Source organism: Streptomyces sp. Je 1-79, from assembly GCF_025195125.1.
In the GTDB taxonomy this organism is placed as follows: Bacteria; Actinomycetota; Actinomycetes; order Streptomycetales; family Streptomycetaceae; genus Streptomyces.
Map to the genome: position 1 here is coordinate 89,527 of NZ_JAMGSL010000020.1, position 16,612 is coordinate 106,138.

The following is a 16,612-nucleotide window of genomic DNA, read 5'->3' on the forward strand; positions in this document are numbered from 1 at the left end:
GGTCCGGCCGGCCCTCCACGAGGTGACCGGCCTCTGCGTCGCTCTCGCGTTCGCGACCGACGCCCTGGATCTATCGAACCGCCTCCGCCGAAGTTTGACCGAGAACCGCAGAAGGCCGCCCCGCGCCGACCAGGCAGGTCCCAGGGTCCCGGATCTCCACCGTGTGCTTCGGCTCGGAAGGAGCGGGGTTCTCGTTCGTCGAGGCGATGAGTGACGCGACGGCGGTTATCAGAAGGTCAACGCGGTCACCCGCACCGCTCGACACGGTCCTTGGCCCACCACAGGAAGGCGGCCGAGTGCTGCTGGTTGGCGAAGCCGTCGCCGACGAGGGAACGAAGGAGATCATTGCTCCAGAGAATGAGGCGCCCCCTGGTCCAGCTCACCGACTCCGGTGCCGGAAGCTCCAAGCCGTAGACCAGGCGCGCGATCTCGCGCTTGCCACCCGCATCTGTCATGTACTTGAGGATCGTGAGAAACCGCTCGGGGTACATCACGCACAGGACCTTCGTGAGGAGCGCTTCCTTGAAGCCGGTCATGGCGAAGGGCTTCGAACCGTCGAGCAGTTGCTGGAGCCGATCCTCCAAGGGCACCTCGTCAGGCCCGTACAGGAGGTACCCGATCGTCGAGCGGGTCGCCTCGGCTGCCGCCACCTCGCCCATCTCGTTCCACGCGGAGTTGAACGTGGCCTGGTTCCCGGGCCGCGCGCCGATCTCGGAGTTGGCGAAGTCCTTGAGTACCTGTGGGTCGCACGTCCGCAGTCCGTCAGGGGCGAATACCTCTTGATACTTGGCCCAGTAGACGGCCACGCGCGAGTCGAAGTCCGGCTTGACGGCGAGATACTGCGACTTCAGCCGGGCCACGCGCTCCAACCGCTCGGGATCGACGTCCTCGGGTTTCGGGAATCGTGCCCTGAGAACCTCGAAGGAGCGGGCCGTCTGTCTCTGCGTGGACGAGGACTCCCCATGCTCCCACTCGAAACCGCATCGGTGTCTGACCCTCCGGCGTCCGCCGTCGAGTCTCGCGCACACCTCGATGTCCTCGTCGTCACTGCACAGTGGACACATGGCCAAGGACATGGCTCCCCCGGTTCTCCGCACGCCGGTGGCCACCCCACTGAACCGGCCCGCTCCCCCATCGGATTGAAAGGCACGGTTCCGCGGCCACACCGAAGGCGAGCGTACCCAGCGCACCCGGCACGATGCCTCCAACCCCCGTGAGCGGAATGGCGGGAGCTGGAATTCGCTGCTGACGGCCCTGCTGGGACTGGTTCTGCGCCGCCGGATGCGCCCATGCCCGGCACCAGCCAGCCCGGAATCAGCGCGGTGGATTCGGGCCGAACCGGGGGGCGTCGAGCCGTAGAATTCGGCAGTGAGCGCCGACGGCGTCTGACCGTCGCGCGCCCTCGCGGGGAGGAGATCGCATGCAGGACCCATCGGACTCGATGGAGATCGGCGATCCGGGGGAGAACGGCCGGAGCGATACCGCCGACTCACCTGTTGTCGACGGTCCGGCGTCCAACTCGGACATCGACTCGACGACGGCGTCGACGGTCCTGGTGGAGGTGCTCCCAGGGGTGGCTGTCGTCGCCGGTGAGGTCCCGCCGGAGCTGAAGCCCGATCTGATCGACTTCGGGATCGTGCCGGCTGCCGACCGCAAGCAGATCTCGGCGATCCTCGCCTCGATCGGGAACGCGGCGACCCTGGCAGGCAATCTCGGAAACGCGTTCGTCGGCGTGCAGGGGCTCTACAGGATCGACGCCACGACACAGGCCCTGCTGAACAGCGGCGCGACGCTCGCCGTCAAGGACGGCGGGAACCTCGGAGCGGTGATGGTTCCTGGCCGCATCTCGCGTCAGGCACGCTTCTACTCCGTGAATGCGGTGAGCAAGGCGCAGACCGCGGCCTCGATCGGGCCGGCGCTGGCCATGGTCGCCCTTCAGATGATGCTGAGTGAGGTCTCGGGCCTCGTCAGAACCAACCTCGCGGTGACAAGTCAGGTCCTCGCCGACATCCGCAAGGATCAGTGGGCTGAACTGACCGGGCTCGTCGCCACCATCGATCGCGCGGTCGACCAGGCGCGAGAGATCGAATCGGTCCCGACGTCCTTGTGGGATGACGTCGCGGGCAGCGGAGCGCTGCTGCAGAAGCAGCTTGAGCTCTACCAGGGGAACGTCCGCGACCACGTCCGGCAGATCGGCCGGGCGGATGCACGCAGCAACCGGGAGTATCTGCAGACGAACGCCGAGGCGATCGCTTTCGACGCCTACGCCCTCCTGTCCTCCCTCAAGGCGTGGACCGGGTATCACGCGCTCCGCGCCGCGAGGGCGAGGGCCGCTGGACGCGAGGACGCCGCCGAGGCGCAGTACGCCGAGGTCATCGCACGCGACACCCGCGCGGAGTTCGACTCCACGCTCGCCGAGTCGACGAGCCTCGTCGACTCGCTGACGCGGGAACTGCGGATCACCGCCGAACTCCCCGGCCCCGACGCATGGCCGCTGCCAGGGAAGCGGAAGGACGTGAAGGCAGCCCGCGAAACCTCCGCCCGTCTTCTGGAAGCAATCGAGCCTCTTGCCGACGCTCTCCGTCCGCCGGCCCCTCCGCTCGAGGCTCCGGGCGTCGTCTGCGCACCAAAATCGCTGGATCTCGAGCCGTATCTTCCCATCCTGCGATGGTTCCTCGAGGACGGTGAGACCCTCCGTGTACTCGGCTTCCCCGACCAGCTCGACGCCCTCGGTCCCGTTTCGGCGATCTTCAGCGGAGCGAAGGAGAAGTTGGCGGCAGCGAGGGACAAGGCCGCGGCAAAGACGCTGGTGGCCGTCACGGATCGCCGCATCATCACGGCCAAGACGAACGCATTCCTCGAACAGGGCGAGATCGTTCAGGACATCCCGATCGACCGGGTGCGATACGTACGGGCAGCAACCGCACAGGACAGAAGCGCACGTTTGGCGATCGACCTCATCACGCGCGACGAGAACATCCGATGGCTCTTTCACGCCGACATCGACGACACTCAAGTGAACACGCTCGCCTCCGTGCTCGCCGAGTCCATGACGATCCCGGACGTTGAACGCGATGAGCTTCAAAGGCGGCGCTGCGCCCCCATCGAGGCGGGCAGGAAGAGCGAGAGCACCGGCACGAGTTCTATGAAACCGGCTGATTCCGAAGCCACGACCTGCGATGTCGAGTAGACCCCGAGGCAATTGACCCTTTCGTGGCCGGGGCCGACAGGGAGGCGGCCCGCGCGCCATAACGTAGACCCTGCGTACTGGCGTGAGAAGTTCGACCAGGATGGCCTGTATCGAACCGCACCATCATCCGGATGGTTCGTGTGGGTGGCTGACGCAGCGGGTCGCCCCGGGGCCGTCGGCCGGCTGCGTCTCGTACTGAAGGCCGCCACGAACGGCGCGGCCACGACAAGGAAGACGACCCCTGTGCCGGCGAGGTCGGGGCGCTCCTGGGTCTGTGCCCACACGGAGAACGCGATCGCCCCGATCAAGGCCTCGACGACGAGCACCGACACACACGCCGTCAGCACCGCGCCGAACCTGTCCCCGGCACGCGCCGACGCCCGCACCGGCCCGCGAATTTCTGAACGCATTCAAATCCCCTCCCTGGCCCGCATCCCCCTCCATGCGGGACCGACCTCCCCCGCCGGGGCCCCCGCCCGTTTTGGATTGTCGGACGATCATCCCTACGATCCGCCCATGATCACGAGAAAACGGCTGTCGACCGGGGCCTGCGCGCTGCTCGCCGTCCTGGCCGTCGGGCTGTTCCCGACCGGCGCCGCCGCCGACGAACCGGTGGCGAAGGAATCCCCCAAGGTCGAGCTGGTGCTCGACGTGAGCGGCTCGATGCGGGCACGCGACATCGACGGCCAGTCCCGGATGGCCGCCGCCAAGCAGGCCTTCAACGAGGTGCTCGACGCCGTCCCCGAGGAGGTCGAGCTCGGCATACGCACCCTGGGCGCCGACTACCCCGGGCAGGACCGCAAGAAGGGCTGCAAGGACACCCGGCAGCTCTATCCGGTCGGCCCGCTCGACCGGACCGAGGCCAAGACCGCCGTCGCCACCCTCGCCCCCACCGGCTGGACCCCCATCGGGCCCGCCCTGCTCGGAGCGGCCGAGGACCTCAAGGGCGGTGACGCCACCCGCCGGATCGTGCTCATCACGGACGGGGAGGACACCTGCGCCCCGCTCGACCCCTGCGAGGTGGCGCGTGACATCGCCGCCCGGGGCATCCACCTCACCATCGACACCCTGGGCCTGGTGCCGAACGCCAAGATCCGCCAGCAGCTCACCTGCATCGCGGAGGCGACCGGCGGCACGTACACCTCGGTCCGGCACACCGACGAACTCTCCAAGCGGGTCAGGCAACTGGTCGACCGCGCCGCCGAACCCGTCGTCACCCCGGTGGCCACCGAGGGCACCGACCGCTGCGCCGACGCCCCCACGCTCAAGCCGGGCCTCTACACCGACCGCGAGACCTTCGGACAGCACCGCTGGTACCGGGTGGACGTCCTGCCCGGCCAGGAGCTCCGTGCCTCGGTGAGCATCTCCGCCGACCGCGCCGTCAACGACGACTACGGCGTCCTCATGCGGGCCGTGACCCTGCACGGCCGTGAGATCGTCCGCGGCTCGGAGGCGGGCGACGGACGTACGGACGTCATCTCGACCGGTCTGCGCTACCCCAAGCAGCCGGTGGACGGCGTCGACGGGGACAAGCCCGCGGCCGAGGCCGTCTGCCTCCAGATCAGCAACTCCTTCTCCGCGCCGCCGTCCGTGAAGACCACGCCCGGTATGCCGATCGAGCTGGCCGTCGACGTGGTCGACGCGCCCGACGAGGCCTCCGACGTGGCCGCCTTCGGCCTCGGCCGCGGCTGGTGGCTGCTCGGTGTGCTCGTCCTGGCCGGTTTCGTGGGCGGTCTGCTGTGGGGCTGGCTGTCCCGCTGGCGCGTCGCCGTCTGGAGGACCAACTGATGCGTACCGTACGCGCCCTGAGCGCCGCGCTCCTCGCGGGCGCCGGCCTGCTCGGCCCGGTCGCCGTTCCCGCCTTCGCGGACTCGGCCACCCCGACCCCGAGCGGCAGCGCGGGCGCCGCCGAGTCGGCCGGACCGACCGAGGCCGGCACCACGTTCCGTACCGCCGCCGCCTTCCGCCAGGGCCAGCAGGCCACCGCCGAGGCCTCTGCGGGCGACTACCTGTACTGGGTGTTCCCCGCGGACACCGGTCAGCGGCCCACGGTGACGGCCTCGGTCACCCTGCCCGAGTCCACCGCCCGGCACGGCTCCTCCACCTGGCGGATCGACGTCTACGACGGTCTGCGCCGCCGTCAGCCGTGCATGTACGGCATGCAGTCGAAGACCGCGGCGAAGGAGGCCCCGGCCGTGGAGCTGTCCTGCACCCTGCGCCCCGTCCGCCCGTGGGCCGACACCTGGGACGAGGACCCGCTGCCCGGCAGCTACTACGTCCGGCTGACGGTCACCGGGATCCCGGAGGACGACCTCGGTCAGCCGTTCACGGCCCGGGTAGGTGCGGTCTCCGCCGAGAAGGGCGGCGCCTACGCGGGCGACGGCACGCTCGCCGCCCCGCTCGTGCCCGGTGCCACGACGGAGGACGCGGCCGCGGGCGACGCGCCGTCGGCGGTCGAGGCGCGGGCTCCCGAGGACGGCTGGTCCTCGGGCTGGTGGTCCGACCGCTGGGTCTGGACCGCCGTCGGCGGCGTCCTCGGCGCGCTCGCCGGCATCGGGGGCTACTCCCTGACCCGCGGCTCCGGCCGCCCGTCACGGGTACCGCCGGCCGTCTGACGACCCGGTACGAGCGGCCGCGACCGTCCTCGACGGTCGCGACCGCTCCCCGTTCCGGAGCATCGTGCCGCGCCGGTCACCGGCCGGCCGGGCGGACGAGCCCGGTGTCGTAGGCGTACACCGCCGCCTGGGTGCGGTCGCGCAGGCCCAGCTTGATCAGGATGCGGCTCACATGGGTCTTGACGGTCTGCTCGGCGACGACCAGGCGGGAGGCTATCTCGGCGTTGGACAGTCCGTGGGCGATCAGGCTCAGGACCTCGGTCTCGCGTTCCGTCAGACCTCCGACGCGGTCCAGGTGCGGGGGGCGGGGTCCGGCGCTGAGCCGGGAGAACTCGGCGATGAGCCGCTTGGTGACGTTCGGGGCGAGCAGCGCCTCGCCGCCCGCCACCACCCTCACCGCGTGGGCGAGTTCGTCCGCCGAGGCGTCCTTGAGGAGGAATCCGGAGGCTCCGGCACGCAGGGCCTCGTACACGTACTCGTCGAGGTCGAAGGTGGTCAGGACGAGGACCTTCACGGTGGCGTCGGCGGGCCCGGTGATGCGGCGGGTCGCCTCGATGCCGCCGATGCCGGGCATCCGGATGTCCATCAGGACGACGTCGGGGGCGAGTTCGGCGGCCTTGGCGACGGCGTCCTCGCCGTCCACGGCCTGCCCGACGACCGTGAGGTCGGGCTCGGCGTCGAGCAGCACGGTGAAGCCCTGACGGACCATCACCTGGTCGTCGACGATGAGGACCCGGGTCGTACTGCTCGTCATGTGCCGTCCTTGTGGGGCTCGATGGGGAGGGTGGCGGTCACCTCGTAGCCGCCGTCCGGGGTGGGGCCGGCTGTCAGTTCGCCGCCCAGCATGGCGGTGCGCTCGCGCATGCCGAGCAGCCCGTGCCCCAGTCCCGGCGAGAGGGGGGCCGAGGCGGGATCGACGGGCCGGTTCGGTGGGGTGTTGGCGATCCGCAGCGTCAGCCCGGCCGCGAGATGGCCGGTCTCCACCCGCACCCGCGCCCCCGGTGCGTGCCGCATGGCGTTGCTCAGCGCCTCCTGGACGATGCGGTACGCGGAGAGTTCGACGCCCGGCGAGAGCGGACGGCGTTCTCCCGTGGTGGTCGCGTCGACGGTGAGCCCGGCGGCACGGACGTTGTCGAGGAGCTCGTCGAGCCGGTCCAGGGTGGGCTGGGGGGTGTGCCGTGCGCCGTCGGCGGCCGGGTCCTCCGCCCGGAGGACACCGAGGACGCGACGCAGTTCGGTCAGCGCCTCGACGGCGTTCTGGCGGATGCCGGCGAGGTTCTCCCTCAGCTCCTCGGACGGGTTCTCGACCAGGTGCGGGGCGACCTGGGCCTGGATGGAGATGACCGACATGTGGTGGGCGACGACGTCGTGCAGCTCGCGGGCGATCCGGCCGCGCTCCTCCAGAAGGGTGCGCCGGGACCGCTCCTCGGCCGTGATGACCTCCTGGGCGACGAGCTGTGTCCGCGCCACTCGGCTCATGCGGAGTGAGGCTCCCACCACCGCCGCCGTCGCGAAGGCGATGGTGCCGCCGCCGAGGTCCTCGTTGTGCGGGAATCCCGTGGGAACAACGGTGTTGACCACGCCCGACAGCACGGTGATCACGAGAGTGACGACCGTGACCCGCAGCGGGACCCGCAGGGCGAGCAGCAGCACGACGAAGGTGTGGACGACGATGCCCCAGACGCTCCAGGGCCACACCAGGTCGGGTCCGACGGTCGACTCGCCGATCTCCGCGGTCAGGAACAGCGTGACCGTGGAGAGCCACCAGGCCGGCACGGGGCGGCTCAGGGCGAGGACCAGGGCAGCGGCCTGGAGGACGATGAGCAGTTGCACGGGCCCCGTGAGCACGGGCACCGCGCTGCTGTACTCGGCCAACTTGCCCAGGCCCGCGGCGACGGCGACCAGCACGAGGTGTCCGTGCGGCAGCCAGCCGAACCACGCCTGACGGGGCAGTGGGTCTCGGGCCATCGTCCAGAGGTCCTGGCGCAGGGTGCGCGGCACCCGCCCCAGGGCGGCGATCAGCGACCGCCCGTAACCGTCCCCCACCTGTTCCCCCTTGTCCGCTGCGTCCACCCTAGGCCTTGTCGTCACCATGGCCCCCTGCTCCCGACGCCTGGCACGGCACCTCGCCGCGTTGTCGTCAGTCGCCCGAGTACGTCCAGTACGAGGGCGATCCTCCGCCTTGCGATGCACCGCGCCAGACGCCGCTCGCGGCCGGGGCCATGGTGACGGCAGGGCCTAGGCACGTCGCATCTCCTTTCTCGCCTCGGGTCGCCTCTTGGGGGCGAGGCGACGGCCGCCCTGTTCGTACGTACGGAACGCGGCGACGCACACCAGCAGCGCGAGCGCGAAGAGCGGCAGCCAGGCCAGTCGGGCCAGGACCCAGCCGTACCCGTCGGGCACGGTGTGCAGGCCGGGGAGCGGGCCGTGGCCGAGGAGTTCGCCGGCCATGAGACCGGTGGCGGTGACGGCGATCATCGCGGTCTGGTGCCAGAGGAAGACGGTCATCGCACCGAGGTTGAGCAGTGCCACCGCGGCCCAGGCGGCGGGTCGGCGCAGGGCCCGGCGCAGCGGGCCGAGCAGCAGCAGGGCTCCGCCGCACTGGGCGAGGCCGAAGGCGACGGCGGCGAGCGTGGGCGGGTTGAGGTTGGACGTCGGCGCGCCGGGCACGCCGACCATGGAGCCGGGGTAGCCGGCGCAGAGGACGAGGAGGGCGGTCGCCGCGGCTCCGCCGAGCAGCAGGACCCAGCCGGTCGTCCGGGCCTTGAGCCCGTGTCGTGACCAGGCCGTGCCCAGGCAGTACGGCACGAGCCAGCCGGCGGCCACGTTGATCCAGCCGAGCCAGGCCGGTCCGTCGAGGCCGAAGCGGATCACGTCGACGTGGATGACGACGGCGAGGGGCCAGAGCGGGTGGATGCGGGCGACGAGCGGGGTCGCCGCCGTGAGCGCGGCGAAGACGAGCAGGAACCAGAGCGGGGAGAGCACCAGCTTGCCCAGGGCGTACACGGTCGGCCACGGCACACCGGTGGCGAGCATGGCGAGCGTCGCGACGATCCAGACCGCGAGCACGGCGGCGACGGGCCCGAAGAGCCGTCCCAGCCGGGCCGCGATCCAGTGGCGGTAGCTCTCCTGCCTGGCACGGGAGGCGGCGTGGCTCCTGGCGCCCACCTGCCCGCCGACCAGGAAGAAGACGGCCAGCGTCTGGAACACCCAGGAGACGGGGGTGAATTCGGGCAGTTCCTGCAAGGGGCTGGCCACGCGGACCGTGCCGCTGTCGGCGATCAGGGCGGTCACGAGCCAGTGGCCGAGGACCACGCCGAGGATGGCGAGGCCACGCAGGGCGTCAAGGGCGCGGTCGCGGCCCGGCGGGGTGGCGGCCTCGATACGGCGGACGAGTTCACGCATCGGCCGGCTCCCGTCCCATGACGATGCTCGCAAGCTGCTTCAGCGGTACGGAGCCGGGGACGAGGTAGTCGCTGTGTCCGCCGTCGCCGGCGTCGAAGACCCGGGCGCCGAACTCCGGTGCGAGGGGGTCGGTGCCGAATCCCAGCTCTCCGAAGGGCAGGGGCACGCGGAGGTGGGGCACCCGGGCGATCCAGTCGGACTCGCCGCGCCCGGCCCAGACGGGGGCCGCGGTGCGCAGCTCCGCTGCGCTGTCGGCGCCGGTGCCCGGGCTGCCGTAGAGGACGATGCCGGCGACGGGGAGCCCGGGCGCCGCCTTGGCGCAGACGACAGAGCCGTAGGAGTGGCAGAGGAGGGTGAGGCGGGCGGCGGGCTTGGCGGTCCTCAACTCCCCGACGAAGGCCCGCAGTCCGGGGGCCGCCTCCTCGGCCCGCCCGGGGGTGACCGCGGCCGCGCTCGCGGTGGCGGGGGTGGCGTAGCCGAGCCAGGCGAGGACGGCGGCGCGCTCCCCCAGCTGCCGTTGGAGTGCGACGGCGCCGTCCCGGAAGCGCTCGCTGCCGAGCGCGGTGTCGGAGCCGGGGACTAGGACGGCGATGTGTTCGGCGCTCGCGAGGTCGCCGACGACCTCGACGCTGCGGCCGCCGTCGCGGCCGTCGAAGGAGAGGAAGTGGCGGTTCGGGCCCGCCATGGCGCGCAGGGCGGCGGCCCGCTTCCGGTCGCCGTAGTCGGCCGCGGTGCGTTCGGCGGCGCGGACGGCGTCCCGGTTGGCGGCGTACCGCGCGTCGAGGGCCGCCGCCGTGACCCGGGCGAGGGGGCCGAGTTCGGCCGGTGCGGGCGCCGGGACGGCCGCCGGGCGCGCGGCGCCCGCCGTCGGCACCGCCACCGACGCGGTGACGAGTGCGGCGAGCAGGGTGCGGCGCAGGCGGCTGCGCTGGCGGGACGCCATGGTGTGGTCCTTCCGTACCGGACGAGGTGTTTCGTTCCGGTACCGAACGTATGGATCACGCCTTGTGGTCGGCGTCCCGCCGGAGGGGGCAGTCGGCGGGTAGCTCTGAAGTACTACGGGTAGGGGCGGGGCGCCTGGAGGCCGCGGCGCTCATGAGCCGGCGGTACCTCAGGAGGCCGCCTCACGTGCCGACTTCGCGTCATCGGACCTGCTCGTGGCGCAAGAGCACCACTCCCTTGCCGAAGGGCCGGGTGCCGGTGAAGGTGAGCGGCGCCGCGAAGTCGGTGGGGGCCGGAACAGGGGCTTGCCCCGGCCGATGAGGACGGGGTGGGCCAGGATGTGGAACTCGTCGATCAGGTCGTGTTCCCGCTGGTGCGGTTCTCTTCAGGGCATGCGGCGGGCTCCCGCCACGATCGCCTCACGGATCCGGTTGTAGGTGCCGCAGCGGCAGATGTTGCGGATTTCGTCGAGGTCGGCCTCGTCGATCTCCCGCCCGGCCTCGCGGGCCCCGCGGACCTTGGCGACGGCCGTCATGATCTGTCCGGGCTGGCAGTAGCCGCACTGGGCGACGTCGAGATCCAGCCAGGCCTCCTGCATGGGGTGGAGCTCCTCGCCGACGGTCGCGGGCAGGCCCTCGATGGTGGTGATCTCGTCGGTGGGGGCGATGTCCTTGACCGGCACGGAGCAGGGGTTGAACGCCCTGCCGTTGATGTGGCTGGTGCACGCCTGGCAGACGCCCAGCCCGCAGCCGTACTTGGGTCCCGTGACGCCGAGGACGTCCCGGAGCACCCACAGCAGCCGGACGTCGTCCTCGACGTCGGCCGTGACGGCCTTGCCGTTGAGGATGAAGGTGTGGTGCGGCACGGTGGCTCCTGCTCCTAGGGGATGTCTAGAACGCGCGGTCGAGGCCGTCGACCGGCGAGGCGGGGATCGGCGGGGTGGTGGGCAGCGGCTCGAATCCGAGCGGTTCGGCGTGGTTGACGGGGAAGGTCGTCGGCATGGTGCCGGTGGCCCTGCCGTACGCGCAGGCGACCGCGGCCATCGCGCCCGCGACGGCCAGCTCACCGGCGCCGCCCGGCCGGTCCGACGTCGCGGGCATGACGACGATCTCCAGCTCGGGCGGGGTGTTCCACTGCCGGGTGTAGAAGTAGTTGTCCCAGCTCCCCTCCTGGAAGTGGCCGTCCCGGAGGTGGAGGCCCGAGGTGAGGGTGACGGCGATGCCGTCGATGATGCCGCCCATCATCTGGGCCTCGAGACCGCGCGGGTTGACCGCGAGGCCGACGTCGACGGCGCAGACGACCTTGGTGACGCGCGGCCCGGTGTACGCGTCGTGGATCCTGCGGCCGGTCGTCTCGGGACGGCAGTCGATCTCGGCGAGGACGGCGACGACGGAGTGGTACTCGGGGTGGACGGCGATCCCCTGGGCCATCCCGGCGGGCAGGGACCGCCCCCACTCCCCCACCTCGGCGACCTTGTCCAGTACGGCCCGGGCGCGCTCGTCCTTGAGGTGGCGGCGGCGGAACGCGTAGGCGTCCTTGCCCGTCCGCCGGGCCAGTTCGTCCACGACGAGCTCCTGCGCGCAGCGGACGTTGGGCGAGTAGATGTTGCGCATGGAGCCGGTGTTGAAGCCCTTGTCGGTCTCGCTGAGCAGCTGGGTGGTGACTCCGAAGTGGTACGGGCTCTGCTGGGTCAGCTGGAAGATCGTCTCGGAGAAGGTGAGGTCGCCGACGGGGAGCCGGGCGGCCGCGGAGGTGATGATCTCGCCGAGGCCGTGGCCGAAGTCCGTGGCGACGGAGGTGTGGCGCTGCTCGTACGTCAGCACGTCGCCGAGCGTGTACGTGGCGCGGACCCGGGACGTCGACATGGGGTGCGTCCGGCCCTGGCGGAAGTCGTCGGTGCGGTGCCACATCAGCTTCACGGGCTTGCCCATGGCCCGGGAGGTCTCGGCGGCCTCACGGGCCGCGTCGTGGAACAGCTTGCGGCCGAACGAGCCGCCGCCCTCGGTGACATGGACCTTCACGGCGCCGACCGGGAGACCTAGCTCCAGGGCGATCTGCTCCTGGGCGACGACGGGCGACTTCAGGCTTGCCCAGATCTCGGCCGAGTCCGTCCGCACGTCGGCGATCGCGCAGTTGGTCTCCAGGGCGCTGTTGCTGGCGAAGTGGAAGGTGAAGCGGGCGTCGACGGCCTTGGTCAGCAAGGGCAGCGGCGGGACGACGAGGGGGAGTTCGGCGGCGCGCAGTTTCCGTAGGACGGTCGCGTCCGAGTCGCCCTCGGCGGTGCCGGGCCCCCAGGTGACCTTCAGCGCGCGGACGGCATCGATGCACTGGCCGAAGGTACGGCCGCGGACGGCGACGCCGGTGGAGATCCGTACGACGTCGGTGATGCCGGGCATGGCCCGGACCTCGTCCGCGTTGTCGACGGAGCGGACGGTGCCGTTGATCGTGGGCGGCCTGCAGACCATGGTCGGCAGCGCGCCCGGCACCTGGAGGTCCATGGCGAACTTCTTGCGCCCCGTCACGGCTTCCAGGGCGTCGATCCGCCGCTGCGCGGTGCCGATGACCTTGAACTCGGCGGGCTTCTTGAGGGCGACGCCGACCGCGGTGTCGGTGCCGGAGGCCGCCTTCGCGGCGAGTTCGCCGTAGGTGAGGCTCCGGCCCGTCGCCGAGGAGACGATCGCCCCGGCCTTGGCGGTGAGCGAGCCCACCAGCTCCCCGAGCTCCAGCGCGGCGGCGCGCAGCAGCCGTCCCCGGGCGACGGCAGCGGCGACCCGGATGGGAGTGAAGGTCGAGATGGTGGTGTTGGAGCCCCCGGTGAGCTGGTTGAACAGCAGCTCCGGGCGGGCAGGCGCGAGGGTGACACGGACCTTTTCCAGCGGAAGGTCGAGCTCCTCCGCGATCAGCATCGCGCTGGAGGTGGTGATGCCCTGGCCGACCTCCGCCCTGGGCAGGGCGAAGGAGGCGGAGCCGTCCGGGTCGATCCGGATGGTGATCAGGTTCGCGGTGGGCAGCGCGGCGTGCGTGAGCATGTCGTTGAGGTCGTAGATCTCGGAAGGACCGGGCAGCGAGGGCACCAGGGCGGGTGTCGCCGCCACCGCCGGAGCGGGGGCCAGGGCCGCCTCGCCGAGCTGCGCGGCGACCGTGAGGGTCGGTGCGGCCAGGACGTAGCCGAGGAACCGGCGCCGGCCCACGCCGTCGCCCGGCGCGGACGCCTCCTGCGGATCCTGCTGCGCTTCGTCGCGCGCTGTCATCGGCTGCCCTCTCGACGAACCTCGGAGTCGGACGGATCATCGCGCACGCGGCGCCGCGCGGGGTCCGGAACGGCTCAGCATTCACTCCGGGCCCGCCAATCCCTCACTCGGAGCGGGGCGGAAGCGAGGGGAAGTGGGGGGGGAGGAAAGGCGGGGGACGCGGGAGGGGGAAGCCGGGGGGCGCGGGGGAATAGCGCACGCGGACCGTCGGTTCCGGTCTTGCGTGGCACCTCGTCGCACCCGCTCGGAAGGACGTTCCATGAAGATCGGCATCATCGGCGCAGGCAACATCGGCGGCAACCTCACCCGCCGTCTCGCGGCGCTCGGTCACGACGTGTCCGTGGCCAACTCCCGTGGCCCCGAAACCCTGACGGCGCTCGCCGAGGAGACCGGAGCGACTCCCGTCACGGTCGGTGAGGCGGCGCGTGGCGCCGAGGTCGTGATCGTGACCGTCCCGCTGAAGGCCGTCCCGGACCTTCCCTCGGGCCTGTTCGACGGCGCCGCGCAGGGCTTCGCCGTCATCGACACCAACAACTACTACCCGCAGCAGCGCGACGGCCGGATCGCCGCGATCGAGGACGACGGCCTGACCGAGAGCCGCTGGACCGAGCAGCACCTCGGCCACCCGGTGATCAAGGCCTTCAACGGCACCTACGCCCAGGACATCCTGGACAGGCCCCTCCCGGCCGGCGACCCGGAGCGGATCGCGCTTCCCGTGGCGGGCGACGACGAGGTCGCCAAGAAGACGGTCCGCGCCCTCATCGACGAGCTGGGCTTCGACACGGTCGACGCGGGCGGCATCGACGACTCCTGGCGCCAGCAGCCCGAAACCCCGGTCTACGGCCTGCGGGCCGGAGCCGAAGCGGTCGCGAAGGCCCTCGCCGAGGCCTCGCCGGAGCGGCCCGCATCGTTCCGCGGCTGAACGACTCCCCGGGAGCCCCGGACCACTCGTCGGGACCAGCCGTCCGGGGCGGAGCACGCCCGCCCGCCCCGGGCGCGGGGGTCAGTCGGCGTACTCGGCCTTCGGCGGGCCCTGCGGCTGAGCACCGAGGGTCGGGGCGAGCCATCGGTCGTACGAGACCATCCAGGGGCTGCGCGCACCGCCCTCCCGGTAGTCCTCAAGGATCGCGTTGACCCGGCGGACCAGGTCGGTGTCGTCCTTGTTCATGGCGACGCCGTAGAGCGAGGTGTCGAGGCGCGGCCCGACCAGCCGGAGCGTGGGGTCCTGGGCGACGAGCCCGGCGGCGAGGGTGGCGTGGGTGAGGACGGCCTCGACGCTCCCCTGCTGGAGCTCGACAAGGCAGTCCAGATGGCTCGCGGTCTCGACGGCGACGGCGCCGGTCCCGGACGAACTCAGCAGGGCGGAGGCCGAACTGCCCTTGCTCAGACAGACGCGCCGACCCTTCAGCTTCGCGTCGAAGCCCTCGATCCCGGAGCCCTCGCCGACAAGAAGGCGATGGCCGGTCTCGAAGTACACACTGGAGAACGCGACGTCGGCGAGCCGCTCGCAGGTGATGCTCATCGTGCGCACGATCACGTCGACCTGGCGTGCCTGGAGGCGGGGAATCCGCTGGCTGGGCGGCATGCTGACGAAGCGGACCGTGGCCTTGGGGCCGAGGATGTCGCGGGCGATCGCCCGCACCAGGTCGACGTCGAATCCGACCGGTTGCTGGGAGCCAGGATCCAGCGAGGCCCAGAGATAGCTGTTGAGGTCCACACCCGCGACGAGATGGCCGCGCTCACGGATGCGCCGGACGGCCTCGCCGTCTACCCGTGCGGGACGCGGACTGGCCCGCCGTGGGTCGCAGGACGGAGCGCGGTCGGGCGGCGAGGCGGGGGGCCGGGCAGCGGTCGGACGTGAAGCGGCGGAAGGGCCTGCCGCGACGGCGGCGGCCGGGGCCGTGGTCAGGAGGCTGGCCATGAGCAGCAGCCAGAGCGCTGCGCGGCCGCTCAAGCGGTTCTTCCTCCGCCGTACCGACCACCCGGATCCAGCAGTCACACGCCTCACCCCCGCAGCCGACTCCCCTACCCCAAGGCTACGCAGCCGCGCCCCAACGCAGGGGGAGATACGGGGAGTTGGTCTGGAGTTGGTACGTGCTTCACCGACGCCGGAGGCCCGGCAGAGCGGGAAGCGCGGGAAGGGACGGCAGGGAAGGGAGCGCAGGGAGGGACGGAAGGGCCGGCAAGGACGGGAGCACGGACCGGGAAGACCGGGCGGACACCGCGCGTGTCCGGCCGAAGGCCAGGCTCCTGCCGCGCTCGCGCGTCGGCCGTACGGCGCGCAACTGGCAGCGGGAGAGACGGGCGCGCTGACCGCCGCTCGTGATCAGGGCGTTGACCGGCGCCATCGGGTCCGCTCCCACGCTCCTCGCCAGCAGCATGCCGACGACGAGCGGAAGCACCGCGACCGCCAGCGCCGAGCCGGTGGTCGTGACGTGCTGGATGCGGCGGGTGCGCCGGGCGTCCGAGATCATGGTCCTATTCGACCAGCGCGAGCGGGGGGCCGGGTATCGGACGACGTACTCAACCGGGCCGCCGCACGTACTCACGTCGGAGCCGTCGGCACGTACTCACGTCGTGCCAATCGGCCCGGGCGGGGGCAGCCGCGAGGCCGTACCGGCGCGCCCGCTTGGCGGGCCGGGGCGGGGTGGGGTTGCGTGGTCGGTCGACCGCACAGCATGGACCTGTACAGACACCGAGGAGCTCACGACACCATGGCCGACTACCGCATCGAGACCGTCCGCACCGGCTACCGGCAATGGGTGGCCCGCAACGACCGGGGGGCGGAGGTGCGCATCGGAGCGGCGGACGACGCGGACGCCCAGCCCTCGTTCACACCGGTCGAGCTGCTGCTAGCGGCCATGGGCGGCTGCGGCGGCATGGTCGTGGACCGGACGGCGCGCGCCGTGGACCACGACGACCTGCGGATCGTCGTGGAGTCGGTCTCCGGGCCGGAGGACGACGGACGGGTGGGCCGGATCAGGGTCAGTTACGAGTTCGAGCTGCCCGAGAGCAACCCGAAGGCCGCCGAGGTCTTCGCGCGCGGAGTGCGGCTGACGCACGAGAAGTTCTGCACGGTGAGCCGTACCGTCGAGCACGGCGCGACGGTGGAGGCGGTCCTGCCCGACGGCACGATCGGCTTCCGGGCGGGCTGAGCCGCGGCCGCGGCTGTTTTTGCGGCTACGGCTACCCTTACGGCCGCCCACGCG

Annotated in this window: 14 protein-coding genes; 5 read left to right on the forward strand and 9 right to left on the reverse strand. The window is 71.7% G+C overall.

Going from position 1 to position 16,612, the window contains the following annotated elements; genetic code table 11:
* Window positions 1-245 precede the first annotated feature (245 nt).
* A complete protein-coding gene (locus tag M5362_RS31260) occupies window positions 246-860 on the reverse strand; it encodes a hypothetical protein (RefSeq protein WP_260231230.1) in 615 nt (204 codons plus the stop codon).
* Window positions 861-1,420: 560 nt separating this feature from the next.
* Here M5362_RS31260 and M5362_RS31265 point away from each other — a divergent pair.
* The 3 genes from M5362_RS31265 (at window position 1,421) to M5362_RS31275 (ending at window position 5,805) form a co-directional block, all read left to right on the forward strand.
* On the forward strand, window positions 1,421-3,190 hold the full coding sequence (locus M5362_RS31265; RefSeq protein WP_260231232.1) for a hypothetical protein: 1,770 nt from the start codon (window positions 1,421-1,423) through the stop codon (window positions 3,188-3,190).
* A gap of 516 nt (window positions 3,191-3,706) precedes the next feature.
* Entirely contained in the window at window positions 3,707-4,978 is a 1,272-nt protein-coding gene (locus tag M5362_RS31270) for a VWA domain-containing protein (RefSeq protein ID WP_260231233.1), read from the forward strand.
* Window positions 4,978-5,805, forward strand: a complete 828-nt coding sequence (locus M5362_RS31275) for a hypothetical protein (protein ID WP_260231234.1) — start codon at window positions 4,978-4,980, stop codon at window positions 5,803-5,805. The genes M5362_RS31270 and M5362_RS31275 overlap by 1 nt, the downstream gene beginning before the upstream one ends.
* A 76-nt stretch (window positions 5,806-5,881) precedes the next feature.
* Here M5362_RS31275 and M5362_RS31280 read toward each other — a convergent pair whose 3' ends face one another.
* From M5362_RS31280 to M5362_RS31305, 6 genes are all read right to left on the reverse strand, one after another.
* Window positions 5,882-6,559 (reverse strand): response regulator transcription factor, encoded by a 678-nt coding sequence (locus M5362_RS31280; RefSeq protein WP_260231235.1) that lies wholly within the window; start codon window positions 6,557-6,559, stop codon window positions 5,882-5,884.
* Complete coding sequence (locus tag M5362_RS31285) at window positions 6,556-7,878, reverse strand: sensor histidine kinase (RefSeq protein ID WP_374214554.1); 1,323 nt, start codon at window positions 7,876-7,878, stop codon at window positions 6,556-6,558. Before M5362_RS31285 ends, M5362_RS31280 begins: the two co-directional genes overlap by 4 nt.
* Window positions 7,879-8,043: 165 nt before the next feature.
* The gene (locus tag M5362_RS31290; protein ID WP_260231236.1) at window positions 8,044-9,210 is read right to left on the reverse strand and encodes an acyltransferase; all 1,167 of its coding nucleotides are present in this window, start codon (window positions 9,208-9,210) and stop codon (window positions 8,044-8,046) included.
* Window positions 9,203-10,153 (reverse strand): alpha/beta hydrolase family protein, encoded by a 951-nt coding sequence (locus M5362_RS31295; protein WP_260231238.1) that lies wholly within the window; start codon window positions 10,151-10,153, stop codon window positions 9,203-9,205. Before M5362_RS31295 ends, M5362_RS31290 begins: the two co-directional genes overlap by 8 nt.
* A gap of 384 nt (window positions 10,154-10,537) precedes the next feature.
* Window positions 10,538-11,017 (reverse strand): (2Fe-2S)-binding protein, encoded by a 480-nt coding sequence (locus M5362_RS31300; protein WP_260231239.1) that lies wholly within the window; start codon window positions 11,015-11,017, stop codon window positions 10,538-10,540.
* 25 nt (window positions 11,018-11,042) lie between these two features.
* Window positions 11,043-13,403: a molybdopterin cofactor-binding domain-containing protein gene (locus tag M5362_RS31305; RefSeq protein WP_260231240.1), complete on the reverse strand. Its 2,361-nt coding sequence runs from the start codon at window positions 13,401-13,403 to the stop codon at window positions 11,043-11,045.
* 223 nt (window positions 13,404-13,626) lie between these two features.
* Here M5362_RS31305 and M5362_RS31310 point away from each other — a divergent pair, with 223 nt between their 5' ends.
* Window positions 13,627-14,325, forward strand: a complete 699-nt coding sequence (locus tag M5362_RS31310) for an NADPH-dependent F420 reductase (protein WP_260231241.1) — start codon at window positions 13,627-13,629, stop codon at window positions 14,323-14,325.
* Between the two features lie 81 nt (window positions 14,326-14,406).
* Here M5362_RS31310 and M5362_RS31315 read toward each other — a convergent pair whose 3' ends face one another.
* Window positions 14,407-15,357 carry a glutamate ABC transporter substrate-binding protein gene (locus M5362_RS31315; RefSeq protein WP_260231242.1) on the reverse strand — a complete coding sequence of 317 codons (951 nt, stop codon included), beginning with the start codon at window positions 15,355-15,357 and terminating at the stop codon, window positions 14,407-14,409.
* A gap of 145 nt (window positions 15,358-15,502) precedes the next feature.
* Window positions 15,503-15,877 (reverse strand): hypothetical protein, encoded by a 375-nt coding sequence (locus tag M5362_RS31320; RefSeq protein ID WP_260231243.1) that lies wholly within the window; start codon window positions 15,875-15,877, stop codon window positions 15,503-15,505.
* Between the two features lie 240 nt (window positions 15,878-16,117).
* On the opposite strand from M5362_RS31320, the gene M5362_RS31325 reads away from it, so the two are divergent.
* Window positions 16,118-16,558, forward strand: a complete 441-nt coding sequence (locus tag M5362_RS31325) for an OsmC family protein (protein WP_260231244.1) — start codon at window positions 16,118-16,120, stop codon at window positions 16,556-16,558.
* The last annotated feature ends 54 nt before the right edge of the window (window positions 16,559-16,612 follow it).

Bases quoted from the DNA above. Each gene is read 5' to 3' on its own strand.
- M5362_RS31290 (WP_260231236.1), bottom strand. From the start codon at position 9,210: ATGCGTGAACTCGTCCGCCGTATCGAGGCCGCCACCCCGCCGGGCCGC.
- M5362_RS31305 (WP_260231240.1), bottom strand. From the start codon at position 13,403: ATGACAGCGCGCGACGAAGCGCAGCAGGATCCGCAGGAGGCGTCCGCG.
- M5362_RS31295 (WP_260231238.1), bottom strand. From the start codon at position 10,153: ATGGCGTCCCGCCAGCGCAGCCGCCTGCGCCGCACCCTGCTCGCCGCA.
- M5362_RS31280 (WP_260231235.1), bottom strand. From the start codon at position 6,559: ATGACGAGCAGTACGACCCGGGTCCTCATCGTCGACGACCAGGTGATG.
- M5362_RS31325 (WP_260231244.1), top strand. From the start codon at position 16,118: ATGGCCGACTACCGCATCGAGACCGTCCGCACCGGCTACCGGCAATGG.
- M5362_RS31320 (WP_260231243.1), bottom strand. From the start codon at position 15,877: ATGATCTCGGACGCCCGGCGCACCCGCCGCATCCAGCACGTCACGACC.
- M5362_RS31265 (WP_260231232.1), top strand. From the start codon at position 1,421: ATGCAGGACCCATCGGACTCGATGGAGATCGGCGATCCGGGGGAGAAC.
- M5362_RS31275 (WP_260231234.1), top strand. From the start codon at position 4,978: ATGCGTACCGTACGCGCCCTGAGCGCCGCGCTCCTCGCGGGCGCCGGC.
- M5362_RS31270 (WP_260231233.1), top strand. From the start codon at position 3,707: ATGATCACGAGAAAACGGCTGTCGACCGGGGCCTGCGCGCTGCTCGCC.